Origin of the sequence: Streptomyces fragilis, assembly GCF_003112515.1 — a bacterium.
In the GTDB taxonomy this organism is placed as follows: domain Bacteria; phylum Actinomycetota; class Actinomycetes; order Streptomycetales; family Streptomycetaceae; genus Streptomyces; species Streptomyces fragilis.
Window position 1 is genome coordinate 543,008 of record NZ_BEVZ01000004.1, and the last position, 17,782, is coordinate 560,789.

17 protein-coding genes and 1 pseudogene are annotated in these 17,782 nt (G+C 74.7%); 8 read left to right on the forward strand and 10 right to left on the reverse strand.

Features of this window, described 5'->3' with window-relative positions:
• Nucleotides 1–120: 120 nt before the first annotated feature.
• Genes Sfr03f_RS15695 through Sfr03f_RS15705 form a run of 3 tightly spaced genes read left to right on the forward strand, consistent with a single transcriptional unit; the run spans nucleotide 121 to nucleotide 3,275 of the window.
• Nucleotides 121–1,446: a magnesium transporter MgtE N-terminal domain-containing protein gene (locus tag Sfr03f_RS15695; protein WP_108954514.1), complete on the forward strand. Its 1,326-nt coding sequence runs from the start codon at nucleotides 121–123 to the stop codon at nucleotides 1,444–1,446.
• The gene (locus tag Sfr03f_RS15700) at nucleotides 1,436–2,098 is read left to right on the forward strand and encodes a DUF1003 domain-containing protein (protein WP_174721592.1); all 663 of its coding nucleotides are present in this window, start codon (nucleotides 1,436–1,438) and stop codon (nucleotides 2,096–2,098) included. The genes Sfr03f_RS15695 and Sfr03f_RS15700 overlap by 11 nt, the downstream gene beginning before the upstream one ends.
• A 43-nt stretch (nucleotides 2,099–2,141) precedes the next feature.
• A complete protein-coding gene (locus tag Sfr03f_RS15705; RefSeq protein ID WP_108954515.1) occupies nucleotides 2,142–3,275 on the forward strand; it encodes an Mrp/NBP35 family ATP-binding protein in 1,134 nt (377 codons plus the stop codon).
• Between the two features lie 201 nt (nucleotides 3,276–3,476).
• Here the strand turns inward: Sfr03f_RS15705 and Sfr03f_RS15710 are convergent, their stop codons facing one another.
• The 5 genes from Sfr03f_RS15710 to sigE all read right to left on the reverse strand — a co-directional run bounded on the left by Sfr03f_RS15710 (nucleotide 3,477) and on the right by sigE (nucleotide 9,153).
• Nucleotides 3,477–4,130, reverse strand: a complete 654-nt coding sequence (locus tag Sfr03f_RS15710) for a hypothetical protein (protein WP_108954516.1) — start codon at nucleotides 4,128–4,130, stop codon at nucleotides 3,477–3,479.
• A 191-nt stretch (nucleotides 4,131–4,321) separates the two neighbouring features.
• On the reverse strand, nucleotides 4,322–4,774 hold the full coding sequence (locus Sfr03f_RS15715; RefSeq protein ID WP_108954517.1) for a sec-independent translocase: 453 nt from the start codon (nucleotides 4,772–4,774) through the stop codon (nucleotides 4,322–4,324).
• Between the two features lie 180 nt (nucleotides 4,775–4,954).
• Nucleotides 4,955–6,733, reverse strand: a complete 1,779-nt coding sequence (locus Sfr03f_RS15720) for a trypsin-like peptidase domain-containing protein (RefSeq protein ID WP_108955006.1) — start codon at nucleotides 6,731–6,733, stop codon at nucleotides 4,955–4,957.
• A gap of 816 nt (nucleotides 6,734–7,549) precedes the next feature.
• Nucleotides 7,550–8,365 (reverse strand): zf-HC2 domain-containing protein, encoded by an 816-nt coding sequence (locus tag Sfr03f_RS15725; RefSeq protein ID WP_108954518.1) that lies wholly within the window; start codon nucleotides 8,363–8,365, stop codon nucleotides 7,550–7,552.
• Nucleotides 8,362–9,153, reverse strand: a complete 792-nt coding sequence (sigE, locus tag Sfr03f_RS15730; protein WP_108954519.1) for an RNA polymerase sigma factor SigE — start codon at nucleotides 9,151–9,153, stop codon at nucleotides 8,362–8,364. The genes Sfr03f_RS15725 and sigE overlap by 4 nt, the downstream gene beginning before the upstream one ends.
• Nucleotides 9,154–9,321: 168 nt before the next feature.
• Between sigE and Sfr03f_RS15735 the strand changes: the two genes are divergently transcribed.
• On the forward strand, nucleotides 9,322–10,002 hold the full coding sequence (locus Sfr03f_RS15735; RefSeq protein ID WP_108954520.1) for an O-methyltransferase: 681 nt from the start codon (nucleotides 9,322–9,324) through the stop codon (nucleotides 10,000–10,002).
• A 214-nt stretch (nucleotides 10,003–10,216) separates the two neighbouring features.
• Here the strand turns inward: Sfr03f_RS15735 and Sfr03f_RS15740 are convergent, their stop codons facing one another.
• On the reverse strand, nucleotides 10,217–10,384 hold the full coding sequence (locus Sfr03f_RS15740) for a DUF3117 domain-containing protein (RefSeq protein ID WP_003966491.1): 168 nt from the start codon (nucleotides 10,382–10,384) through the stop codon (nucleotides 10,217–10,219).
• A gap of 367 nt (nucleotides 10,385–10,751) precedes the next feature.
• Here Sfr03f_RS15740 and chcB point away from each other — a divergent pair, with 367 nt between their 5' ends.
• Entirely contained in the window at nucleotides 10,752–11,570 is an 819-nt protein-coding gene (chcB, locus tag Sfr03f_RS15745; protein ID WP_108954521.1) for a 2-cyclohexenylcarbonyl CoA isomerase, read from the forward strand.
• Nucleotides 11,571–11,606: 36 nt separating this feature from the next.
• Here chcB and Sfr03f_RS15750 read toward each other — a convergent pair whose 3' ends face one another.
• Together Sfr03f_RS15750 and Sfr03f_RS31245 are read right to left on the reverse strand one after the other, a co-directional pair.
• Complete coding sequence (locus Sfr03f_RS15750) at nucleotides 11,607–12,245, reverse strand: DNA-3-methyladenine glycosylase I (protein ID WP_108954522.1); 639 nt, start codon at nucleotides 12,243–12,245, stop codon at nucleotides 11,607–11,609.
• A 164-nt stretch (nucleotides 12,246–12,409) separates the two neighbouring features.
• Nucleotides 12,410–12,748: pseudogene (locus Sfr03f_RS31245) on the reverse strand (DivIVA domain-containing protein); the annotation flags it as partial.
• 133 nt (nucleotides 12,749–12,881) lie between these two features.
• Here Sfr03f_RS31245 and folP point away from each other — a divergent pair.
• The gene (gene folP, locus Sfr03f_RS15760) at nucleotides 12,882–13,742 is read left to right on the forward strand and encodes a dihydropteroate synthase (protein ID WP_108954523.1); all 861 of its coding nucleotides are present in this window, start codon (nucleotides 12,882–12,884) and stop codon (nucleotides 13,740–13,742) included.
• Nucleotides 13,743–13,784: 42 nt separating this feature from the next.
• Here the strand turns inward: folP and Sfr03f_RS15765 are convergent, their stop codons facing one another.
• Nucleotides 13,785–14,591: an LOG family protein gene (locus tag Sfr03f_RS15765; RefSeq protein WP_108954524.1), complete on the reverse strand. Its 807-nt coding sequence runs from the start codon at nucleotides 14,589–14,591 to the stop codon at nucleotides 13,785–13,787.
• 143 nt (nucleotides 14,592–14,734) lie between these two features.
• Nucleotides 14,735–15,814: a succinyl-diaminopimelate desuccinylase gene (gene dapE / locus Sfr03f_RS15770; protein WP_108954525.1), complete on the reverse strand. Its 1,080-nt coding sequence runs from the start codon at nucleotides 15,812–15,814 to the stop codon at nucleotides 14,735–14,737.
• Nucleotides 15,815–15,900: 86 nt separating this feature from the next.
• Here dapE and Sfr03f_RS15775 point away from each other — a divergent pair, with 86 nt between their 5' ends.
• Both Sfr03f_RS15775 and Sfr03f_RS15780 read left to right on the forward strand, forming a co-directional pair.
• On the forward strand, nucleotides 15,901–16,947 hold the full coding sequence (locus Sfr03f_RS15775; RefSeq protein WP_245967574.1) for a VldE C-terminal domain-containing protein: 1,047 nt from the start codon (nucleotides 15,901–15,903) through the stop codon (nucleotides 16,945–16,947).
• Between the two features lie 420 nt (nucleotides 16,948–17,367).
• Nucleotides 17,368–17,769: an ATP-binding protein gene (locus tag Sfr03f_RS15780; protein ID WP_108954527.1), complete on the forward strand. Its 402-nt coding sequence runs from the start codon at nucleotides 17,368–17,370 to the stop codon at nucleotides 17,767–17,769.
• Nucleotides 17,770–17,782 lie beyond the last annotated feature (13 nt).

The following is a 17,782-nucleotide window of genomic DNA, read 5'->3' on the forward strand; positions in this document are numbered from 1 at the left end:
GACCCCTCACCAGGCCGTACCGGACCGGTACGGGCTAGCCTGATCCCCGCCCACTGCGGCGTTTCCGGGCAACACGGGGCAGGGACGGGACGACGACGGGCCTGACGAAGGAGGCAGTACATGGCGGGTGGGCGGATCTTCGTTTCCCACCTCGCGGGCGTGGCCGTGTTCGATCCGAACGGCGACCAGGTCGGACGGGTGCGGGACCTCATCGTGGTGCTGCGGGTGGGCCGCAAGGCTCCCCGCCTGCTGGGGCTGGTCGTGGAGCTGCCCACCCGGCGGCGGATCTTCCTGCCGATGACCCGGGTCACCGGCATCCAGTCCGGCCAGGTGATCACCACCGGCGTGCTCAACGTGCGCCGCTTCGAGCAGCGGCCGCCGGAGCGGCTGGTCTTCGGCGAGCTGCTGGACCGGCGGGTGCGGCTGGAGGAGACCGGCGAGGAGGTCACCGTCCTGGACCTGTCGGTGCAGCAGCTGTCCTCGCGGCGCGAGTGGGAGGTCGACCGCCTGTTCGTGCAGCGGGGCGGCCGCGGCGGCGCGTTCCGCCGCAAGGCCGGTGAGCAGTTCCTGGTGGAGTGGTCCGCGGTCACCGGCCTGTCCCTGGAGGAGAAGGGGCAGGGCGCGGAGAACCTGCTGGCCACCTTCGAGCAGCTGCGGCCCGCCGACCTCGCCAACGTGCTGCACCACCTGTCGGCCAAGCGCCGGGCCGAGGTCGCCGCGGCGCTCGACGACGACCGGCTGGCCGACGTGCTGGAGGAACTGCCGGAGGACGACCAGATCGAGATCCTCGGCAAGCTCGCCGAGGAGCGCGCCGCCGACGTCCTGGAGGCGATGGACCCGGACGACGCCGCCGACCTGCTGTCGGAGCTCCCGGAGGGCGACAAGGAGCGGCTGCTGAGCCTGATGCGGCCCGACGACGCCGCCGACATGCGCCGCCTGATGGCCTACGAGGACCGCACGGCGGGCGGTCTGATGACCACCGAGCCGATCGTGCTGCGCCCGGACGCGACGGTCGCCGACGCGCTGGCCCGGGTCCGCAACGCCGACCTCTCCCCCGCGCTGGCCGCCCAGGTGTACGTCTGCCGGCCGCCGGAGGACACCCCGACCGGCAAGTACCTCGGGACCGTGCACTTCCAGCGGCTGCTGCGCGACCCGCCGTACACGCTGGTCGGCTCGATCATCGACGACGACCTGCAGGCGCTGTCGCCCACCGCCGACCTGCCGGTGGTGGCGGGCTTCTTCGCGGCCTACGACATGGTCGCGGCCCCCGTGGTCGACGAGAGCGGGTCGCTGCTGGGCGCGGTCACCGTCGACGACGTCCTCGACCACATGCTGCCCGACGACTGGCGGGAGACGGAGTACCACCTCGACGAACCCGCCGAGGAGGCGCCGGCCGCCGGGCAGCCCGCCGACGCGCCGAAGGAGGCCACCGCGGATGGCAGCTGACCGCGACGACCGCCGGCACGGCGAGGAGCGCGCCCCGGGCCGCGGCCGGGCGACGGCGCACGGGCGGGAGCGCCGCGAGACCCGGGAGAGGCGCGAGGCGCGGGAGGCGCGGCCCGTGGCGGGCGCCACCGGGACCCGCACCCGCGAACGCCTGGACCTTCCGCTGGGCCCCCGCCGCCGGCTGCTGCCCGAGTGGGACCCGGACGCCTTCGGCCGGGTGTCGGAGCGGATCGCCCGCTTCCTGGGCACCGGCCGCTTCCTGGTGTGGATGACGTTCGCGATCGTCCTGTGGGTCGGCTGGAACGTCGCCGCGCCCCCGGCGCTGCGGTTCGACGAGTACCCGTTCATCTTCCTGACCCTGATGCTGTCGTTGCAGGCCTCCTACGCGGCCCCGCTGATCCTGCTGGCGCAGAACCGGCAGGACGACCGCGACCGCGTCAACCTCGAGCAGGACCGCAAGCAGAACGAGCGTTCCATCGCCGACACCGAGTACCTGACCCGGGAGATCGCCGCGCTGCGGATGGGCCTGGGCGAGGTCGCCACCCGCGACTGGATCCGCTCGGAGCTGCACGACGTGCTCAGGGAGCTGGACGAGCAGCGGGCGGGGCAGGGGCAGGCCTCCGAGCGGGGACGTGACGCAGACGACCGCTGACGGCCCTGCCGGGTGTCGTTCCGAGGGCCGTACCATCGTCCTTATGGTTACGGAAGACGCGGTGCGCGAAGCGCTGGCGACGGTGAACGACCCCGAGATCCAGCGGCCCATCACCGAGCTCGGGATGGTCAAGTCGGTGGAGATCGGCGAGGACGGCGCGGTCGCCGTCACGGTGTACCTCACCGTCTCGGGCTGTCCGATGCGCGGGACCATCACGGACAACGTGACGTCCGCGCTCACCCGCGTCGAGGGCGTGACCTCGGTCGACGTGACGCTGGACGTCATGAGCGACGAGCAGCGCAAGGAGCTGGCGGCCGCGCTGCGCGGCGGCACCGCCGAGCGCGAGGTCCCCTTCGCCAAGCCGGGCTCGCTGACCCGGGTGTACGCGGTGGCCTCCGGCAAGGGCGGCGTCGGCAAGTCCTCGGTGACGGTCAACCTGGCCGCGGCGATGGCGGCGGACGGCCTGAAGGTCGGCGTCGTCGACGCGGACATCTACGGCCACTCGGTGCCGCGGATGCTGGGCGCCGACGGGCGCCCCACCCAGGTCGAGAACATGATCATGCCGCCATCGGCCAACGGGGTGAAGGTCATCTCCATCGGCATGTTCACCCCGGGCAACGCGCCCGTGGTGTGGCGTGGCCCGATGCTGCACCGCGCGCTGCAGCAGTTCCTGGCCGACGTGTACTGGGGCGACCTCGACGTCCTGCTGCTCGACCTGCCGCCGGGCACCGGTGACATCGCCATCTCGGTGGCGCAGCTGGTCCCGAACGCGGAGATCCTGGTCGTCACGACGCCGCAGCAGGCCGCCGCGGAGGTCGCCGAGCGGGCCGGTTCGATCGCGGTGCAGACGCACCAGAAGATCGTCGGCGTGGTCGAGAACATGTCGGGCCTGCCGTGCCCGCACTGCGACGAGATGGTCGACGTCTTCGGCACCGGCGGCGGGCAGAAGGTCGCCGACGGCCTGACCCGCACGACCGGTGCGACGGTGCCGGTGCTCGGCTCCATCCCGATCGACGTGCGCCTGCGCGAGGGCGGCGACGAGGGCAAGCCGGTGGTGCTGACCGACCCCGACTCCCCGGCGGGCGCCGCGCTGCGGGCCATCGCCGGCAAGCTCGGCGGGCGTCAGCGCGGGCTGTCGGGCATGTCGCTGGGGATCACCCCGCGCAACAAGTTCTGACCCGCGTCCGGCGCACCGGCCGCCCGCCCGCGGCCGCGCACCAGGGGCGCCGTCCTTCCCGGGACGGCGCCCTTCGTCGTGCCGGGGCGCCGTCACGCGGCCCGGCGGGAGCCGCCCGGCGGGGGCCGCCCGGCGTGGCGGGGTCAGGCGGGGGCCGCCCGGCGTGGCGGGGTCAGGCGTGGGCCGCACGGCGTGGCGGGATCAGGCGTAGGTCTCGATGTCCTCGACCGCCGAGAAGCCCAGGCCGTAGGCGCTCATCCCGCGTCCGTAGGCGCCGAGGTGGACGCCGCGGCCGGTGGTGCCGGCCAGCACCCAGCCGAACTCCGACTCCCGGTAGTGGAAGGTGGTCGCCTCGCCGTCCACCGGCAGCTGCAGGGTGGTCCAGGCCGGGCTCTCCAGGTCGTCGGCGAGCACCCAGGCCGTCTCGGTCTGCTGCTCCAGCCAGTCGTCGCGCAGGCTGTGGTCCATCTGGAGGGGCCAGGTGTAGGACAGCAGCCCCAGACCGGCCAGCCAGGCGGCGGAGGAGACGGTGGTGGCGTCCAGCACGCCGGTGCCGTCGGCGCTGTGGCGGACCGGCTGGTCGGCCACGGTCACCACCACGGCGAATCGTTCCTTGTCCTCGGCGGCCTCATAGCGGACCGACGGCTCGTCGCCGTGACCGAGGGAGCCGTGCTCGACGGCGCCGTCGGTGGAGGCTCCCACCTGCATCAGCCAGCGCTCACCGGTGAACGCGTCATCGAGGCCGTACCACGGGAACGGCGCCCGCAGGTAGCCGTCGACCCCGCTGCCGCCCGCGGTGGGCCAGCCGCCCACGACCGCCGACGCCTGCGCGCCTACCCGACTTCTCGTCTCCATGCCCGGACGCCTCCTCGTTCTTCGCCGGACCGCGGAGGGATCGTGAAGGATCGTCCGCCGGTCCGCACAACAACTCGGCAGCATAGCCACCCCGCTTCACCGGTCCGGGATTACCGCCGACCGGGTGGGTCGGGCGGGCGGGGAGCGGCGAACGGGGCGCGGCCGCGCGCAGGGCCCGTGCGGGGCCGGAATCAGGTGGCGTCGAGGTCGTACGGAGGGCGCTCGGCGGCCGACTGCGGCGTCTTCTTCTCCAGGCCGACCGGGCCGGAGGCGGCCGCGGCGGGCGGCGGCGAGGCGGCCGCCGGGGACCTGTACGACGGGTCGTTCGCGATGCTCGGGTCCGCGAGCTGCTGGATGTCCTTCTTCAGGTCGAGCGACTCGCGGATCTCGTCGAGGCCGAGGTCGTCGTTCTGCAGCTGCTTGCGGATGAACGTCTTGGGATTCAGGTCCTGGAACTCGAAGTCCTTGAACTCCGGGCCGAGCTCCTGGCGGATGTCCTGCTTGGCGCTGTCCGAGAACTCGCGGATCTTCCGGATGGTCCGGGAGATGTCCTGGATGACCTTCGGAAGCTTCTCCGGCCCGAAGACGAGCACGGCGAGGACGACGAGCGTGATGAGCTCGAGCGATCCTATGTCATTGAACACCTGAAGCTCCTTGCGTGTCCCGGGGCAGATCCACGGTACCCGGCGAACCCGCCCCACCGGTACCGCCCCGACACCCTCTGACGCGTACGACACATCCCCGGCCGCACGGGGGTGACGGCCGGGTGACGTCCGCGTGGCGCTCGGTGCGCGCGGGGGCCGGACGAGGGCCGGGGCGGCCGGTCAGTCCGCGGAGGAGCCGAGGACCAGGGAGACCTTCCGCTCCTCGCCGTCCCGCCTCACGGTCAGCTCGAGGCGGTCGCCGGGGCGGTGGGCCCGGGTCTTGACGATGAGCTCGTCACCCGAGTGCACCCGGACGCCGTCCACGGCGGTGATCACGTCCCCGCCCTTCAGCCCCGCCTCGGCGCCGGGGCCGCCGGGGGTCACGGAGGACCCGCCGCCGGCGCCGCGGGTGTGCACCCGCGCGCCGTCGCCGGCGTAGGCCATGTCGAGGGTGACGCCTATCACCGGGTGGGTGGCCTCACCCTCGTTGATCAGCTCCTCGGCCACCCGCTTGGCCTGGTTCACCGGGATGGCGAAGCCGAGGCCTATCGAGCCGGACTTGCCGTCGTCGGTGTCGATGCCGGTGTCGGCGGACCGGATCGCGCAGTTGATGCCGATCACCCGTCCGCGGCCGTCGAGCAGCGGGCCGCCGGAGTTCCCCGGGTTGATCGGGGCGTCGGTCTGCAGCGCGTCCACGTACGAGACGTCGCCGCCGTCGCCCTCGCCGGCCGTGATGGGGCGCTCCTTGGCGCTGATGATGCCCGCGGTGACGGTGTTGGCCAGGTCGAACGGGGCGCCGATGGCCACCACCGGGTCGCCGACCCGGACGCTGTCGGAGTTGCCCAGCGGCATCGGGCGCAGGCCCTTGACGCCCTTCACCCGGACCACGGCCAGGTCGTAGCCGGAGTCGCCGCCGACCAGTTCGGCGCGGGCGGTCTCGCCACCGCTGAAGGTGACGGTGATCCGGCCGTCGCCCGCGTCCTCGGCGGCCTCCACGACGTGGCGGTTGGTCAGGATGTGGCCGCGGTCGTCGAGCACGAACCCGGTTCCGGTTCCGGCCTGGCCGCTGCCCTGGACGTGCAGCGTGACGACGCTGGGCAGGGCGCGCCGGGCGATCCCCGCGACGCTGTCCGGATCACGGGGGACGTCCTCCGCGGGCGCCTGGGAGAGCTCGACGACGCCGAGGCCGCCGTGGCGCTCCAGGTACACGCCCGCCATGCCGCCGGCCAGCCCGGCCACCAGGGCGACCGCGACGGCGCCGCCGACGAAGGCGCGTCTGCGGCGCGCCCGCCGCCGGGCGGGGTGCTCGGCCGCCTCCGCGCCGCCCTGCAGCGGGCCCGGGGCCACGGGGGCGGCCGGTCCGGGTCCGGGGGTGGCCCAGGGGTCGTAGCGGCTCCACGGGCCGGCGGTGTCCGGATCGGGTCCTGACGCGCCGGGGGCGGTGGGTGCGCTGGGGTCGTGCGCGGCATCGGCCGCGGGGAACACGGGCGCGTGCGCGGCATCGGAAGCGGGAGCCACGGGTGCGTGCGCCGGATCGGCTGCGGGAGTCACGGGTGCGTGCGCGGCGCCGGCCGCCGGGGGCTGGGCGCCGGGGGCCTGCGGGGGCCAGGCTTCTGCGGGCGACCGGTCCGGGTCCGTGGTGGACGCGTACGCCGCGTCCTGCGGGGCTGCGGGGGCCGCTCCGACCGGTGCGGGGTCCCCGGGAGCGGGCGCGGGGCCGGGGGCCGGCCGCGGGGCGACGCTCTCGCCCACCGCGCGACCCGCGGTCCCGTGGTCGTCCGGGGCCGCCCAGGTCTGCGCCGCCTGAGCGTCCTGCCCGGCCGGACCCGCGGGGGGCACGGGGGCAGCGGCCTGCCGCGGCGGAACCGGCGGGGCGTAGGGGTCCGGGGTGTACGGGTCGGGGGCGGCAAGGGTCCGGCCCGCCGGGACGGGCGGCTGCTGGGGCGGAGGGGCGGACATCCAGGACCGCTCGTCCGCTCCGGGACCCACCGGGGCGGCGGGGCCGACGGGCGGGACCGTGTGGGCCCCGGTGTCGGCCGGAGCCTGGTCGGCGGGCGGCGGCGTCGGAGGGAGGTGGCCGCCGCCCGCCGGGGTGCCCGCGGCGGGCGTGGAGGGGTGCTGGACCGGCGGGGCGGGGGCCCAGGGGCCGGGGTTGCCGTACGGGGGCGTGCTGTAGTGGTCGGGCTCGTGCAGGGGGCGGGGGGCCGCGGCCAGTGGGGCGGGCCGACCCTCGGGCGGGCCTTCCCCTTGGCCGGACGGCCCGGGTACCGGCGCACCGGACTGCGCCAGGTCACGGGCCGCCAGGTCACGAGCCTCCGGACCGACCGCCGGACCGGGAGCCGCCAGACCGGCGACCTCAGGACCGGGAGCCGCCTGATCAGGAACCGCCGAACCGGGCACCTCAGGACCGGGAGCCGCCTGACCGGGGACCTCAGGACCGGGAGCCGCCTGATCGGGGACCTCAGGACCGGGAGCCGCGGAACCGGGAGCCGCAGGGCCGGGGACCTCGGAGCCGGGAGCCGCAGGGCCGGGGGCCGCGGAACCGGGAGCCGCCGGATCCGTTCCGGCCGCCTCGGGGGCCGCGAGGGGGAAGTCGCCGGAGGCGTCCGGTCCCGGGACGGGGCGGGGGCGGCTCCACCACTTGGGCCTCGCGGACTTCCCCGGCGTGCCCTCGTTCATGCTCTCCCCAACACCTGGCGTGATTCGTCGACGCGCCGCCCACACGGCGCAGTGCGGATTCAATCAGGTTCCCGCGCGGGCGCGCAGAGAACCTGGTCAGCGTCCCGCCGCGGGCGGGGCCAGGGTGCCGGTCGGGGCGGGCGCGGTCAGCGGGACCGGAAGCCCGGGCGTCACCGGGACGCCGGGCCCTATCAGCGGCGTGGGCACACCGTCGCCGGCCACCGACTGGGCCCCTCCGGAGAGCAGGGGGGCCGCCACGGGCGCGAGCTGACGCTGGGCGGCGGCGCTGTGCGCGAGCGGAGGCACGGCACGGCGCCGGGCATCCACCGCGCCCACGGTGCCGGTGTTCTGCCGGCCCGCCGGAGGGGTGGCGTTGCTGCGCAGACCTCCGCGGTCGGAGTCGGCGACCGGGACCCCGGTCGTCACCCCGCCGAGCGCCACCGCGGCCAGCGAGACCGCGCTCGCGGCGGCGAAGGCGAGCCGGCGGCTTCGGGAGGCGGCCCGCTCCGCCTGGGCGCGGCCGACGTCGGCGCGCCCCACGTGATGGATCGGGAAGCCGTGCGTGGCGGAGGCGGCCGGCCCGAAGGGCAGCCCGCGTCGGGAGCCGAGGAGGAACGCGGCACCCGGCTCCTCCTCGGCACCGGAGGGGCCGGGATCGCGCAGCTCGTCGGGCCCGACCGCGGGGAGACCCTGCAGACGGGCGAGGAAACTCTCGGACGGCGTGGGGCCGGAGACCTCGGCGAAGACGTTCTTCAGCCTGCGCTGCGCGTCGGCCTCGACCCGGCACCTGGTGCAGGTGGCCAGATGGGCCAGCACACGCTCGCGCGCCTCGTGTCCCAGCTCGCCGTCCACCAGGGCGGAGAGCCGGTCCCCGAGGTGCTGCTCGGCCGGCGTCGGACGTGACTCACTCACGCGGTCGCGCCTCCTCCTCTCAGCGCCGGAAGGCGGGTGACGCCGAACCTGCGCTCGGCGCGCGCCTCGGGGGAGCGGTGGGCGAGCGCCTTGCGCAGCTGCGAACGGCCCCGGTGGATCCGGCTGCGGACCGTGCCAAGCTTCACGCCCAGGGTCGCGGCGATCTCCTCGTACGACAGTCCTTCGATGTCGCACAGGACGACCGCGGCACGGAACTCGGGCGCGAGGGTGTCCAGCGCCTGCTGGATGTCCGCGTCGAAGTGGGCGTCGTTGAGCACCTGCTGGGGCGACGGCTCACGGCCGGGCAGCCGCTCGGCGGCGTCCTCGGCGAGCGCGTCGAACCGGATGCGCTGCTTGCGGCGCACCATGTCCAGGAAGAGGTTGGTGGTGATCCGGTGCAGCCAGCCCTCGAACGTGCCGGGCGAGTACGTGGACAGCGAGCGGAACACCCGGACGAAGACCTCCTGGGTGAGGTCCTCGGCGTCGTGCTGGTTGCCGGTCAGGCGGTAGGCGAGCCGGTAGACCCGGGCACTGTGCGTGCTGACGATCTCCTCCCAGGTGGGCGGAGTCCACGCCGGCCCGTCGCCGTCGGTGGCGAACGTCGCGGTGCGGGCGGGCTCGGAGGAACGGTCGGCCTCTGGGCCGGCCGGACGGTCAGCAGCGGTGTCGGTCACGGATTTCGGCCTGGCCGCCGACCCGAGAAGGCGCCTCAGCCCTCCGCCGCGGTCAGCGGGTGCGGCCGCACCTCCCCTGTCGGCTCTGGTGGTGTCCAGTGGAGCCCCTACCATAGCCATCTTGTCCGTCAGCTCCGGATAAGCAGTTTTGCGAGAGTTCACCACTCGCTCCATCGACGCTTCCCCCGTCCCGTGCGTCTCGTGCACGCCTTTCCCCTCACTCCTCAAACGCGGCGTCCCGCCGCCAGGTTCCCGACCGCGCCGGATACAGTCACGGGCGAGATGGATCCAGCGGGACGCCGAAGGCGCGGACGGGGACGGGAGGCGGCCATCAGCGGCAACGGGCAGGCGAGTTGGACGCTGGCCGACGCGTTCGTCACGGAGGACGAGGCGCTGCTCCTCGCCCGCGACCGTGCGCGCGAGGCCGGGCTGCGTCCGGTGACGCCCGCCGCGGGCTCGGTGCTGCGGCTGCTCGCCGCCTCGGTCGACGCGAAGGCGGTCGCCGAGATCGGCACCGGCACCGGCGTCTCCGGCGTCCACCTGCTGCACGGCATGCGCCCGGACGGGGTGCTCACCACGGTGGACACCGAGCCGGAGTACCAGCAGGCGGCCCGCCAGACCTTCCGCGCGTCGGGCTTCGCGGTCAACCGCGCCCGGCTGATCCCGGGGCCGGCCCTGGACGTGCTGCCCCGGCTCGCGGACCTGGGGTACGACCTGGTCTTCTGCGACGCGGACCGCCTGGAGGTGCTGGAGTACCTCGCCGAATCGTTGCGTCTGCTGCGGCCCGGCGGCCTGGTGGTGTTCGCCGGGGTGCTGGCGAACGGACGCACCGTGGGGACGGGGCCGCAGCCGACGGAGGTGCTGCGGCTGCGGGAGCTGATCCGCGAGGTGCGCGAGAGCGAGGACCTGGTGTCCTCCCTGCTGCCTGTGGGCGACGGCCTGCTCTGTGCCGCCAAGCGCTGACCGGGCCGGCGCCGGCCGGGGCCTTCCGGCAAGGAGCCACTTCCCGACGCCCCCTGGGAGGTAGCCGCTGCCCGGCCGCCTGGGAAGAAGCCACTGCGCGGCCCCCGCGGAGGGCGCCGGTGCCCGCCCCCTGGAAAAAGGCCGCTGCCCGGCTCCCTGGGAGGGAGCCGGGCAGCGGCATCACGCTGAGTGGTGGTCGCGCGTCACTCGCGCGTCAGCCGACGACCTTCTTGAGGGCGTCGCCGAGCGCATCCGCTTCGTCCGGAGTCAGCTCGACGACGAGCCGACCGCCGCCTTCGAGCGGAACGCGCATGACGATGCCCCGCCCCTCCTTGGTCACCTCGAGCGGGCCGTCGCCCGTCCGCGGCTTCATGGCCGCCATGCTCGTTCCCCTTCCTGAAACCAGCTCAACCGCCGTGCCGGAAGACCTTGAGGAGGACGCGCCTCGAAAAGGGCTCGCCCGTCCCGAGGCGGGGCAGGCGTCACCGGCATCGAACACATTGCTTCCCGGCCATTATCCCGCATCTCATGCACCAATCACCAACATCAGTCCGCATCGCTTGCGCAACGCGCGAGGCCAAAACCACTCAATTCGGGGATGTCACTGCGATACTGCGCCCCCGATCTGACCTGCCGCGACCGAATGGTGACCGGAATTCTTTGTCGGAGGTCACACCCCGGCCACCGTCCGCCCTCCCGAACGTCCGCCATGCTGTCCTCGGACCACTTAACGACGGAGGGAAGCCGAGATGGGCGACACCGTGCTCTACGAGGTCAGCGACGCGCTGGCGATCATCACCCTGAACCGCCCCGAGGCGATGAACGCGCTCGACGTGGAGACGAAGGTCGCGCTGCGGGACGCGCTGCGGAGCGCCGCGGAGGACCCCGGGGTGCGGGCGGTGCTGCTCACCGCGGCCGGCGACCGGGCGTTCTGCGTGGGCCAGGACCTCAAGGAGCACATCGAACTGCTCGCGGCCCAGGACGCCGGCGAGGGCGACGGCGGCGAGGACGCCGGGCGGCTGAGCACGGTCACTGAGCACTACAACCCCATCGTCCGCGCGATCGCGGGGATGGCGAAGCCCGTGGTGGCCGGCGTCAACGGGGTGGCCGCCGGGGCGGGCTTCGGCTTCGCGCTGGCCGCCGACCACCGGGTGGTCGCCGACACCGCCAAGTTCACGACCTCCTTCGCCGGGGTCGCGCTGACCGCGGACTCCGGCGTCTCCTGGACGCTGCCGCGGGTGGTGGGCCCGGGCCGCGCCATGGACCTGCTGCTCTTCCCCCGCTCGATCGACGCCGAGGAGGCGCTGCGGCTCGGCGTGGCCGACCGCGTGGTGCCGGCCGCCCAGCTGCGCGAGGAGGCGGAGAAGGTCGCCCGCCGGCTCGCCGAGGGACCCACGGTCGCCTACGCGGCGCTCAAGGAGTCCGTCACCTACGGCCTGACCCACTCGCTGGAGGAGACGCTGGAGAAGGAGGACGAACTGCAGGGCCGGGCCGGCTCCTCGGAGGACCACCGGATCGCCGTGCGGGCGTTCCTCGCCAAGGAGCGCCCCCGCTACCTGGGGCGCTGACCGGGTGCGCCGGCCCGGCCGGCGCCGCCCGCCCCGTCAGTGCCGCGGGGCCTCGCGCATCGCGCAGTCGGCCAGGTGGTCGTTGGTGAGACCGCAGGCCTGGAGCAGCGCGTAGGCGGTGGTGGGGCCCACGAAGCGCAGCCCGCGGCGCTTGAGCTCCTTGGACAGGGCCGTCGACTCCGGGGTCACCGCCGGGACGTCGGCGAGGGTGCGGGGGGCCGGGCGCGGCGCGGGCGCGTGGGACCAGATCAGCTCGTCGAGTTCGCCCGGCTGCCAGTCGGCCAGCACCCTGGCGTTGGCGAGGGTGGCGTCGACCTTGGCCCGGTTGCGGATGATCCCCGGGTCGGCGAGCAGCCGGGTCCGGTCCTCCTGGGTGAAGGCGGCCACCTCGGCGATCCGGAACCCGGCGAAGGCGGCCCGGAAGCCCTCCCGCCTGCGCAGGATGGTCAGCCAGGACAGGCCCGACTGGAAGGCTTCCAGGCAGAGCCTTTCGAACAGGGCGTCGTCCCCGTGGACCGGGCGGCCCCACTCCTCGTCGTGGTAGGCGACGTAGTCGGGGGCGGACAGCCCCCAGGGGCAGCGCGGCAGTCCGTCGGGGCCGGGCACGGCGCCGGTCGCCGCTCGGGCGGCATCGGGCGCGGCCTCGGGGACGACCGGTGGTTCGGCAGGGCTCATCGGGCCTCCCCGGGGGTGGCCGGCCCCTGCTCCTCGCGCGGGCCGTCGTGCCCGCCGCTCTCGCCGGCGTCGGCCACGGCCCGGTCCGGCTTCTCCTCCTCCGTCCGGGCGGGGGGCTCCTCCTCGCGCTTGACGAGGAGGCCCCCGGGGCGCTCGGTCTCCGCTTCGTCCCGCGCGGCGGGGCGCGTCGCGCCGGCGGCTCCGCGCGCGGCGCCCAGGGAGGACTCCAGCGAGGCGATGCGCGCGTCGCGGTCGGCGAGCTCGTGGGCGAGCCGGGCGAGGACGTCGTCCACGTCGCCCATGTGGTAGCCCCGCAGGGCGGGGGCGAAGCGGAGCTCCTCCACGTCCCGCGCGGTGACCGCCCGCGCGTGGGGCAGGGGGACGTGGAGGGCGTCCGGCGGCGCGTCGGGAAGCACGGCGCGGTCACCGCCGCCGACGACGGCCAACGTGGTCGCGGTCACCACCACGGCGAGCGCGACGACCAGGAGAAGAAACGTTGCCAAGGCTGCGGCCCCCCGCGTGTCGTAGTTGCCAGGGGTCCGATCGTGCCATGCCGCGGCTGCGGTTAGGGTCGCAGACAGCCGAAGACCGGAAGACCGGACACCGGACGTACGTAGAGGAAAGAGGCCGTACGGGATGCTCAGGCTGGGCAGGCGTGAGTTCGAGGCGCACGAACCGGTGATCATGGCCATCGTGAACCGGACGCCGGACTCCTTCTACGACCGGGGCGCCACCTTCCGTGACGAGCCGGCGCTCGCCCGGGTGGAGCAGGCGGTGGCCGAGGGCGCGGCGATCATCGACATCGGCGGGGTGAAGGCCGGTCCCGGCGAGGAGGTCAGCGCCGAGGAGGAGGTCCGCCGCACGGTCGGTTTCGTGGCCGAGGTGCGCCGCCGCTTCCCCGACGTGGTGATCAGCGTGGACACCTGGCGGCACGAGGTGGGCGAGGCGGTCTGCGAGGCCGGCGCGGACCTGCTGAACGACGCCTGGGGCGGCGTCGACCCGAAGCTGGCGGAGGTCGCCGCGCGCTACCGGGTGGGCCTGGTGTGCACGCACGCGGGGGGCGCCGAGCCGCGCACCCGTCCGCACCGGGTGACCTACGAGGACGTGATGGCGGACATCCTGCGGGTGACCGTCTCGCTGGCCGAGCGGGCGGTGGCGCTGGGCGTGCCCCGCGAGTCGGTGCTGATCGACCCGGGGCACGACTTCGGGAAGAACACCCGGCACAGCCTGGAGGCGACCCGCCGGCTGGGCGAGATGACGGAGACCGGCTGGCCGGTGCTGGTCTCGCTCTCCAACAAGGACTTCGTCGGCGAGACGCTGGACCGCCCGGTCAAGGAGCGGCTGCTGGGCACGCTGGCGACGACGGCGGTGTCGGCCTGGCTGGGCGCCCAGGTCTACCGGGTGCACGAGGTCGCGGAGACCCGGCAGGTACTGGACATGGTGGCCTCCATCGCGGGCCACCGCCCGCCGGCGGTGGCCCGACGCGGCCTGGCCTGACGGCGCGTCGGGCGGGGCGGGCGGAACGCGGCGGGACAGGCCCTAGCGTTCCGTCTCGCGGGAGAGCAGGGCGACGGCCTCGTCCACGTCGTCCGTGAGGTGGAACAGGTCCAGGTCGTGCTCGGAGCACTTGCCCGAGGCGACCAGGGTGGACTTGATCCAGTCGACCAGGCCGCCCCAGTGCTCGGTGCCGAACAGGACGATCGGGAAGCGCGTCACCTTGCCCGTCTGCACCAGCGTGAGCGCCTCGAAGAGTTCGTCCAGGGTGCCCAGGCCGCCCGGCAGGACGACGAAGCCCCGCGAGTACTTGACGAAGCAGGTCTTGCGGACGAAGAAGTACCGGAAGTTCAGCCCGATGTCGCAGTACGGGTTGAGCCCGCTCTCGAACGGCAGCTCGATGCCCAGGCCCACGGAGACTCCCCCGGCCTCCTGGGCGCCCTTGTTCGCGGCCTCCATGGCGCCCGGGCCGCCCCCGGTGATCACCGCCCAGCCCGCCTCGGCCAGGCCCCGGCCCAGCCGGACGCCCGCCGCGTACTCGGCCGAGTCGGGGCTGGTGCGGGCGGAGCCGAAGACGCTGACGGCGTGCGGCAGCCCGGACAGCGCCCGGAAGCCCTCACCGAACTCCGCCTGGATACGGGCCACCTGCCAGGCGTCCCGTTCGGTCCAGCCGGACTCCCCGTCCGGGTCGAGCAGTCTGCGGTCGCTGTCCCCCGCGCCGCCGTCGGTCCGGCCGGCCGGACCCGCCTGCTCGGCCTCCTCGGCCTCGACCGGGTCGAGGCCGTGCAGCAGGTAACCTCGCCTCTCCTGGCGCACCGACACCTTCGTTCCCTCGGAGTTGCCTGTGGTCATGGGCTCTCCCCTCCGTGACGGGTTCTCCGCGTCCTCCGCAGAGAGTAGGTCTACGCGGGTTACCCGCTGGGGACGCGAACATGTCCGCCGTGTGCCGTCCGGTACCCGTTTCGGTACGAATCGGCCGACTCGGCCGCCGCGCCTCAGCCGGTGAGCCACTCCCGCAGGCGCCGCTCGGCGTCGGGGATCTTCGACGCCAGGACCCGCTCGTCCCTCTTGTGGGCGAGCAGCGGGTTGCCGGGGCCGTAGTTGACGGCCGGAACGCCCAGGGCGCTGAAGCGCGAGACGTCGGTCCAGCCGAACTTGGGCCGCGCGACGCCGCCGACCGCCTCGATGAAGGCCCGGGCGGCCGGGTGGGAGAGGCCGGGGAGGGCGCCGGGGCTGTGGTCGTCGATCACGAACTCGTCGATCGGGCAGCCCTCGAACACCTCGCGGACGTGCGCGACCGCCTCCTCCTCGCTGCGGTCGGGGGCGTAGCGGAAGTTCACGGTGACGGTGCAGGCGTCGGGGATGACGTTGCCGGCCACGCCGCCCTCGACGGCCACCGCGTTGAGGCCCTCGTGGTACTCCAGCCCGTCGATCACCGGGCGGCGCGGTTCGTAGGCGGCCAGGCGTTCGAGGATCGGCGCGGCCGCGTGGATGGCGTTGGCGCCCATCCAGGAGCGCGCCGAGTGGGCCCGTTCGCCCGTGGTCCGCAGCTTCACCCTCAGGGTGCCCTGGCAGCCGCCCTCGACCTCGCCGTCGCTGGGCTCCAGGAGGACCGCGAAGTCGCCCGCCAGCCAGTCGGGGTGGGCCTCGGCCACGTGGCCCAGTCCGTTGAGACGGGCGTCGACCTCCTCGTTGTCGTAGAACACGAAGGTGAGGTCGCGGTTGGGCTCGGGGACGGTGGCGGCGATCCGCAGCTGGACGGCGACGCCCGACTTCATGTCGCAGGTGCCGCAGCCCCAGAGCACGCCCTCCTCGTCCAGCCGCGAGGGCACGTTGCCGGCGATCGGCACGGTGTCGATGTGCCCGGCGAGCACCACCCGCTCCGGGCGCCCGAGGTGGGTGCGGGCCACCACGTTGTTGCCGTGCCGGTCGACGGTCAGGTGGGGCAGCGTCCGCAGCGCCGCCTCGATCGCGTCCGCGAGCGGCTTCTCGTTGCCGCTCTCGGAGGGGAAGTCCACCAGCCGCGCGGTCAGGTCGGCGGCGTCCGACGCAAGGTCGAGCTCGGTTTCTGCCATGGCTCCGACCCTAACCCGTGCGGGCCGGCGAGAGGTTGTCCACAGGGGCTCGGGGTTGTGGGCGCACCTCGGTTAACGTGTTACCCGTGACAGAGACGTCAACCGCCCCCAAGCGTCGTGGTCGCCTCGTCCGTTACGGGGCGGCCTTGACGGTGCTGTTCTCCCTCTCGGGTTGCTTCGTCTCCCGGTACCTGCCCGGCGGCGGAGCAGCCGACCCCGGGCCGGGCTGCGAGGTGGTGGCCTCCGGCGGCCGCGGCGAGCCCGCCCGGTACGAGTTCACGCCCGAGCAGGCGGTGAACGCCGCCACCATCACCGCCGTCGGCACCGCGCGCGAGCTGCCCGAGCGGGCCGTCACCATCGCCCTGGCGACGGCGCTGCAGGAGTCCGCGCTGCGCAACATCCGCTACGGCGACCGGGACTCCCTCGGGCTGTTCCAGCAGCGGCCCTCGCAGGGCTGGGGCACGCCGGCGGAGATCATGGACCCGGCCTACGCGGCCGGCCAGTTCTACGACCACCTGGTGAAGGTCCAGGACTACAAGGACCTACCGCTGACGGTGGCCGCGCAGGAGGTGCAGCGCAGCGCGTACCCCGACGCCTACGCCAAGCACGAGCCCGACGCGCAACTGCTGGCGGCGGCGCTGACCGGCCGCAGCGCGGCCACCCTGACCTGCTCGGGGCGGCCCGCGCAGGAAGCGCCGGCCGGACCGGACGCGGTGCGCGCGGCGCTGACCCGGGACTTCGGCACCGAGGTGCTGGGCAAGGCCGGCGCGGAGGTTTCCGCCGGCCGGGGCGCGGCAGCCCGGCAGGCGGACGTCCGGCAGGGCGAGGAAGCGCGGGGGCACGTCTCGACGGCGGGCTCCCGGGACTCGGCGGCGCCGAAGTCGCCCTCCCCGGCGGCCGCCCGGACGGTGACGGTCCCGGTGGCGGAGCCGGGCGCCCGGAAGCGGGGCTGGCAGTTCGCCCACTGGGCGGTGGCCAACGCCTCCGACCTCGGCCTCGAGCGGGTGGCCTACGGCGGCCGGGTGTGGACGGCGGACGAGGGTTCCTGGCAGAAGGCCGCCGGTGACGGCGCCGGGGGCGCACACGGTTCCCCGGCGACCGACAGCCGGGTCCGCATCGTGACCTCGCGTTAGACGGCCGGGCCCGCGGGGCCGGCCTGCGGGCCGGCCCGTCCGGCGTGCTTCCTTCCGGCGTGCGTCCCGCGGGCCACCCGCCCGGCCCGCCCACCACCGTCGTGCGGGCGTTCGACGAGTCACTCCGCGGGACCAACTCCACGACCGCCGCCCCGCGTCCGGCGGCGGTTTTCGCACTGGTGGCCCACCGGGCGCGGAATCCGTTGGGGCAGCTGCGGCGGAAGGTTTCCGCAGCGCGCCGACCCTTGTCCGGAACGCCCCGTTCCGTCCGCAGCCGATAATGCGACGCATTGCCAACTCTTTACGGCGGCGGTCCGCAACCTTCGCCCCGCCCGGTCCGTAATCACTGCGTCCGCCTCACCGGACCCAGACCTGGCGGCCGCCCCGCGAGGCGGCCGCGGACCGAACAGAAGGAGCACCATGTCCCTCCCCCTGACCCGCCGGATCGCCCGTGCCGCCCTCCTCGTCGCCGCGGGCGCCGCGCCCGTCGTCGGTGCGGCCGGCGCCGCGCAGGCCGCCCCCGCGGTCCCGGACCTGGCTCCGCTGTCGGCGCTGGACGGCGCCGGCGACCTGGGTTCCGCCCTGAGCGGCGTGACCTCCCACGCGACCGGCCTCACGGGCCAGGCCGGCGGCGCGTTCGAGGGCGGCACCAAGGCCGCCGAGGGCGGCGTCGGCATGGCCACCAAGGCCGCCGAGGGCGCTCCGGACGTCCAGCAGGTGGTGGGCGGCGTGGCCGGGCAGGCGGGCACCATGGTCGGCGACGCCACCGGCGAGCTGCCGGTGGGCGACCTGCCGGTCGGCACCCTCCCGCTGCCGGTCTGACGCCGCCCCGCAC